This is a genomic window from Listeria rocourtiae subsp. hofi (genome assembly GCF_963575615.1).
GTDB classification, from domain to species: domain Bacteria; phylum Bacillota; class Bacilli; order Lactobacillales; family Listeriaceae; genus Listeria_A; species Listeria_A hofi.
This window is the reverse complement of the sequence record NZ_CAUYTL010000003.1, coordinates 143,463-149,835: the sequence shown is the minus strand read 5'-3', so window position 1 is coordinate 149,835 and position 6,373 is coordinate 143,463. Positions and strand designations below refer to the sequence as shown.

Sequence of the window (6,373 nt, the reverse complement as noted above, 5' to 3'; positions counted from 1 at the left end):
TATTGCTACGCATGGATTACATGCTCGCTTCGCTCTCATGCATATTGGCGCTCTAACTCAGGATACTTCTCTTCGTAAGAGCGCCAACAATTACTTTGACACATAGAGTAATCCGTGTTATTATTACTCTATCAGATAGAATACTGTGCGCGCAGTTGTATTTTTGAATATTTTGGAGGGTTTAAATATGATAACTATTAAAAAACATGTCGAGGGGTTATTTAGTGATATCCCAGTGACGGATGAGAGTTTGTTCATGAAAGAGGAGATTCTTCGGGGGTTGGAGGATAAGGTTGATGTCTTGATAGCTAATGGGAAATCGGAGGAGGATGCGATTAATAAAGCAATTGTTGAGCTTGGCGATTTGACGGATTTGCGAATGGAGCTGGCTGAGCATCGTGTGAAGCCGCCTAAGTCGTACCTTGCTTGGACGCATTTTCAATTTTCACTTGTTGGAGCCGCGCTTATCATTGGCTTGCTTCTTTTCATTAATATTTATTATACGCCGACTGTTCTTTGGGTCGTTTTTCCAGCTTTTGCGATTGTTTGGTGGCCGCTTGCAATGTACTTTAGATGCCTGCGTGTGCAAGGGGAGGTCATGAATTGAAGGGGTTAGTGAGCTTTTCCATTGTCGGGAGCGCGATTTGTATGTTCTTTCTGGTCATGCTGAATTTTTTCCTCACACCAACGCTTGATTGGAGCATCTATCCATGTATCGTCCTTCTTCTATGGCCTTTGTCGATGTATTTCGTCTACCGCCAAAATTTAACGCAGTTCGCTTTTTTCACTAGTTTTGTCTTCATTATTTTGCTAACTGTCATTAACTTGCGTGAGTCGCCAGAAGTGCTTTGGGTTTTATATGCTCTTTACCCGCTCGTTTTCTGGCCAGTTTTTACGTTTTTCGGAAAAAAGGCGGACACGATGACTGCCGCAGTGATTGGTGCTACGACAACGATTATTTATTATGCCTTGCTTAATCTAGCTTGCTCGCCAAGTTATCCTTGGATAATCGCGATTATTTTCGCTATTGGTTGGTGGCCTTTATCGCTATACCATGCCAAACACAGAAACTTTTTTGCTTTTTCGATCCAAGCAAGTATCTGGATTAGCGCTTTTGTGATTGGGATGAATTGGGCTTTCTCGCCAGACGTAATTTGGGCGATTTATCCGATTTTCGTCGTTGTTTGGTGGCCTATTTCTATGTATTTTTTTAGTGCAAAACGTCACATAAGAACTTTATAATCTGGCTCATATATGTTACATTCAAATAGGAATATAAATCTTATTTGAAGGAGCTACTGTAAAAATGGAAAACCAACTAGACGAAAAAGCTATTTTGCGGGCTCGGTTGACGAACCCTCGTTGGATGACGCTGACGCTCGCAATCATTTGTTCGCTGTTCGCAATATTTACTTTGTTAGGTGTGTTTGTTCTTTTTAACTTGTCTACAGAAGGCGTTAAGGCGGACGCCATCCATGCCTTAAAAATTGCTCGAATCTTAGCCTCTTTATTCTGTATACTTTACGCTATATTCGCCTTACTGCTGTTCAACAACTATTCCAAATTAAGAAAAGGAATCCTTGTTCCCAAAATGCTCTATTTTGCGCTAAGTGTATTCGTTATCTTATCCGCAGCGAATAGTATCTTCAGCGGCCAGCTAGGTGGCGTCTTTTTACCGCTTATTATCTTGTTATTTGCAATCAAAATCATCTTAGATCTGGGAAAAATTAAATAGTTTATTAAGAAAAACTGCTGGGATTCAGCAGTTTTTTTGCGTTCATTAAAAAATGGCGCTATCTAATAAAATTGTGATATTGCAAAAAAAATTTTATAGTAAATATAAAAAAAGTAATATTTTTAACTTATTAATATAAAATGACCTAATTTCACGCTAGATTAAAAAGTAATATTTTTAACTTTTATAGTATGAATCCGTTATCAAATTGTGTCTATTTTATGTCTATTCGACTTTTTTTGTGTTTTTCATCGCATTTTTATGGGTAACTAGTAAATAAACGTACTTTTAACGAAAAAATGTGTCGAAAATATGAAAATGGAGGTGTCGTTACCATGAAAAAATATGTTGTTGCTCTTCTGCTAGCATTATTCTTGGTACTCGCTATAGGCGATAAAACATTTGCACAAACTGTTGCAGAACAAAATATGTCACTAAATAATTGGAAGGTATCTTTGACTGGTAAAGCTTTCCCCACTTCCAATATTGCTTTAAAACTAACTTTGAACGAAAAAGAGAAGGCTCTACAACAAAGCGTGCTTTCTAAGCTAAATAAAGATCCCAAGAAAAACTATCTCTTTTCAAATATAACAGCCTGGAAAACTAGCCCTACACAAATGACAATGATTGCTCTTAACATTGAAAAGATGGCAACTTTATATCAAACGCCTAACTCAACCTATTATCGTAATGCTGCTTTAAAACAGGATATTCTCTATTCTCTTAATTGGTTGTATACCAATATTTATAACGAAAAAACGGCTAGAACAGATAAAAACTGGTATGATTTCCAAATTGGCACACCAATCTCACTTGTAAATGTCTTTACTTTGATGAAAGCAGATATTCCAAACGCCACTTTACAAAAATATTTAAAGACAATCGACTACTTTGAACCAAAAGCAGCCAATGCCAAAGATGTAGGAACTGGTGCTAACCGTGTCGATAAAAGTTTCGTCATAACATTGCGCGGTGTCCTTGGTAACGACCAGTCTAAAATCAACCTTGGGGCTGATATGGTGAAACGCGCTTACATGCCAGTAACTTCCGGCGATGGTTTTTATGCAGATGGTTCTTTTATTCAACATACAAATACGCCTTATACAACAGGTTATGGTGCGGCCGTTCTTGCTCGTAGTGCTGATTTTTATCAACTGCTTTCTGGAACAAAATCGCTGAGTAACTTCCGCTCCCTACCAACTATATTTACTTATTTAGATACCACTTACCTTCCTGCTTTTTATAAAGATGAGGTGCTGGATATGACTCGTGGACGTAGTGTTTCTCTAAAAGCAGTCACTAATCAACAGGTCGCCAATACAATGCTTTATGACATGTTTACAATTAGTCAAAAAAATACGAACGTTGCCTATCGCAATAAGTACGCGCGAATTCTGAAGTCTTCTATTATCAGTCAATCGTTAAATACAGATTTTTACAAAAACCTAACACTCGCACAAGCACAAACATTCCAATCTATACTGCTCAACAAGAAAATTATCGGAACCTATCCAGCGTTGACTCAAAACAAAATGATGTCAGCTGCCAGTCAAATGATTGATACAAAACCTGGTTACGTTGCTGGTATTAGTATGTTTTCAAAAAAAATATCTGCATTCGAAACCATTGGTGGCCAAAATAAGCTCGGTTTCTACACAGGAACTGGCGCTTTCTATTTGTACAACGATGATCAAGCCTTTGAAGGGAACTACTATCCAACTGTTGATATGACTAGCTTAGCTGGCACAACAACAGACCACAAAACAAAACCAATCGTTGCAGATAACTTAAAATATTTCAATACTCAAGCGTGGTCCGGTGGCGTATCTGACCAGCAAAACGGCTCCGCAACGATGCATTACAGTATGAAAAATGTAACTGGAAGCTCGCTCGAAGCTCGCAAATCTTGGTTCTTTTTAAATGGTAAAATCGTTGCGCTTGGTGCCGGTATCACATCGAAAGAAAACTTAAATACCGAAACTATTGTCGAAAATAGAAAATTATATAATACTCGCCTTAATGCATTTGTCGTTGGAGGTCAAACTATCAATCTTGGTCAAACGAAGAATATCAATACAAAATGGGCTCATCTAAACGGAGCACTCCCAAGTCAAAGTATTGGCTATGTTTTCCCAACGGCTACCAACGTCACAGCCTACAAAAAAACCAGATCAGGCAATTGGAATACTTTAAATTCTCGCAACGGCAGTATCATTGCCAATGCAGACTACGCTGGCATCACAATATCCCATGGCAAAAAGCCTACAAACAAATCTTACAGCTATATCATTTTACCAGGGAAATCCAAGCAGGCAACAGAAGCTTACAGCAAAAAAATCGATGTTGAAATCCGTGCCAACAATTTGAATCAACAAGCCGTATTTGATAAATCACAAAATCTTTGGATTGCGAATTTCCGTCAAGCTAGTACACTAAACGGTATTGTCGCCCAAACTCGAGGCTCTATCATGATTCGTAAATCAGCAACTCTACAAAAAGTAACCCTAGCAGATCCATCGATGGAGCAAAATAAAATCGTCTTTTTAGTACCAAAAGTTACTGGTCACAAAGTAAAAAGTAAATCCCCAGAAGTTAGCGTTACAACATCCGGTAAAAACTGGCGCATCCAAGTCAATACTTCCGCAAAAACTGGAAAATCCTTCAGCGTTAATTTCGGAAAATAATATTTAAAACGCCGCTGGGACAAACTCCAAATACGAAAAAATCGCCTCGCCCATCATTTTGGGTAAGACGAAGATTAAGCTTTGCACAAATTGAGCGAAAGCGTTTGTATTCTGGGGATTTGGCGGAAACCGGAAGCGGAGCGTACGACTGTACGTGAGAACCGGAAGTCCACCAAATCCCCAGAATGCGAGCGCTTGTCGCCGATTTATTTCGGTTATGTCCCAGACCCGTTTTATTTAGCGTTCAATACATGAGATAAAAGTTGCATAATCCTTCAGCCCTAGAATGTCCTCTCCATCATGCTCGTTCAATACATAATAAAGGTAGCTAAAAACCTTCAATTCCGTACTCACATTTGGATTTACACAAGCAACTAAAGCATTTTGCACCATTGCTCCATCCACAAGTACGCTATGCTCAAGATGCACAAACACCGCGAAAAATGCTTGATTGCGCTGCGTTGTGCAGTGTGGTAAAGCCAAATGATTAATTACCAAGTTATTACCTTTTTGCTCTCGTTCTTGAATTTTCATTGACTCATCTGCGCTTAAAACTTCTCGTGCCTCTAATTCCAAGCAAATTCCTTCCACAATTGCATTCCAATCATCCCCCGGCTCATTGTTGTATGTCATCGCCAAGTTTTCAGGGAAAAAAGTTCGGATATTTTTACGTACATCAATTTTTTCCAACATATCTTGAATCGCTCGTAACTCTGGCTTCGTGATAACCTGCTTCACATCCATGCAATCCACATCTATACTGAACTCCTGAAAAGTAGGGTGATTATTCAAAATTAGCTTAATATCCTGTTGTTCGAGCGCCATTTCTAATTCTTGCCGATGCGTCACGATGATGACTTCAACTCCTTGTATCTCTTTCTCAATCATCTGCTTGTTGATGCTCGCAACCGCATATTGATCTGAAAATAGGAGAACCTTCGCCGCAACCTGCTTCATCCGTTCCATCGCGCACGAAAAATAGAGCCCAATTAAATCAATATCATACATTTCAATGCCAAATGCTTCATTCGCACTCGCCACAAAAGCAATACTTAAGTCAAAAGCAAGTGGATAGACCGCCTTAATGTTGGCGATATTATGCAACTTCCGGTCATGAAGAATAATCGGGTATGCAATACTCCGCTTCAGATGCCCTACTAACTGCTCCACCAACTCCAAATCATAAACTGGCGTGCTATACTGCTCCGCCAACCTTTGCAGCATTACCTGAATCTCAGCCACTGTCACTAATTTGGCCTTCTTTTGCTGCTCCTCCCTGAAAAAGTGAATCAACCCTTCTGAAAGCGAGAACCTTGTCGCTGCATTTTTCACGCCATTCTCCAACACATCCGCAGCCAAAATTAAACTAACCAAATGGGCAGAATGAATATTCGGATAATAATTCGCCTCATTAAGCGTCCTTATTTCTTGCAATAAGCTCCGATAATCATCCTGCGAAATTCCCAATCGTTCACAGAAAAAAGGAGGATTTTTATCAATCAAATTCGCAAGCAAAACCATTTTACGATACAACGGCTCGTCCAAATAATGTCCATAATTTGGCTTCGATTTAATCTCCAAGCGTTTTGTGTAATGCCCCCGCAAAAAGATAATTTTCTCCGATATCATCGGTTTTGACAAAAACAGAGTAGCAGCTAGATCATCCAATGTCCGAAAATCATGGCGTAGTAGTTCCAACAAAATGAGCTCATCATCATACATCGACTGGTGCAAAAGATTTCTATAAGCCTCTTTATCCTGAATATGCAATTGATAACCGCCCGCTTGACTCGAACTAATATCTCCAATCGCTTGAAGCAAGTGATTCATTTGAGAAATATCCCGCAAAATTGTTCTTTTGGAGGTTCCTGTTAATTTTGCAAGTTCTAAACCGCTTGCTTTTCCATTTTCAAGCCGCTCCATGATTTGTACTTGCCGCTGATTTAGCATCATT

5 protein-coding genes are annotated in these 6,373 nt (G+C 39.2%); 4 read left to right on the top strand and 1 reads right to left on the bottom strand.

Features of this window, described 5'->3' with window-relative positions:
* The first annotated feature begins 187 nt into the window (after window positions 1-187).
* The 4 genes from R8925_RS03375 (at window position 188) to R8925_RS03360 (ending at window position 4,419) form a co-directional block, all read left to right on the top strand.
* Window positions 188-607 (top strand): permease prefix domain 1-containing protein, encoded by a 420-nt coding sequence (locus tag R8925_RS03375; RefSeq protein ID WP_430534510.1) that lies wholly within the window; start codon window positions 188-190, stop codon window positions 605-607.
* Window positions 604-1,242, top strand: coding sequence for a hypothetical protein (locus R8925_RS03370; protein WP_430534509.1), 639 nt, complete (start codon window positions 604-606; stop codon window positions 1,240-1,242). Before R8925_RS03375 ends, R8925_RS03370 begins: the two co-directional genes overlap by 4 nt.
* 64 nt (window positions 1,243-1,306) lie before the next feature.
* Window positions 1,307-1,735 (top strand): hypothetical protein, encoded by a 429-nt coding sequence (locus R8925_RS03365; protein ID WP_430534508.1) that lies wholly within the window; start codon window positions 1,307-1,309, stop codon window positions 1,733-1,735.
* Between the two features lie 335 nt (window positions 1,736-2,070).
* Window positions 2,071-4,419, top strand: coding sequence for a polysaccharide lyase 8 family protein (locus R8925_RS03360; protein ID WP_430534507.1), 2,349 nt, complete (start codon window positions 2,071-2,073; stop codon window positions 4,417-4,419).
* Window positions 4,420-4,656: 237 nt separating this feature from the next.
* On the opposite strand, the gene R8925_RS03355 is transcribed toward R8925_RS03360, so the two are convergent.
* Entirely contained in the window at window positions 4,657-6,372 is a 1,716-nt protein-coding gene (locus R8925_RS03355; RefSeq protein WP_430534506.1) for a PTS sugar transporter subunit IIA, read from the bottom strand.
* Window position 6,373: the final 1 nt, after the last annotated feature.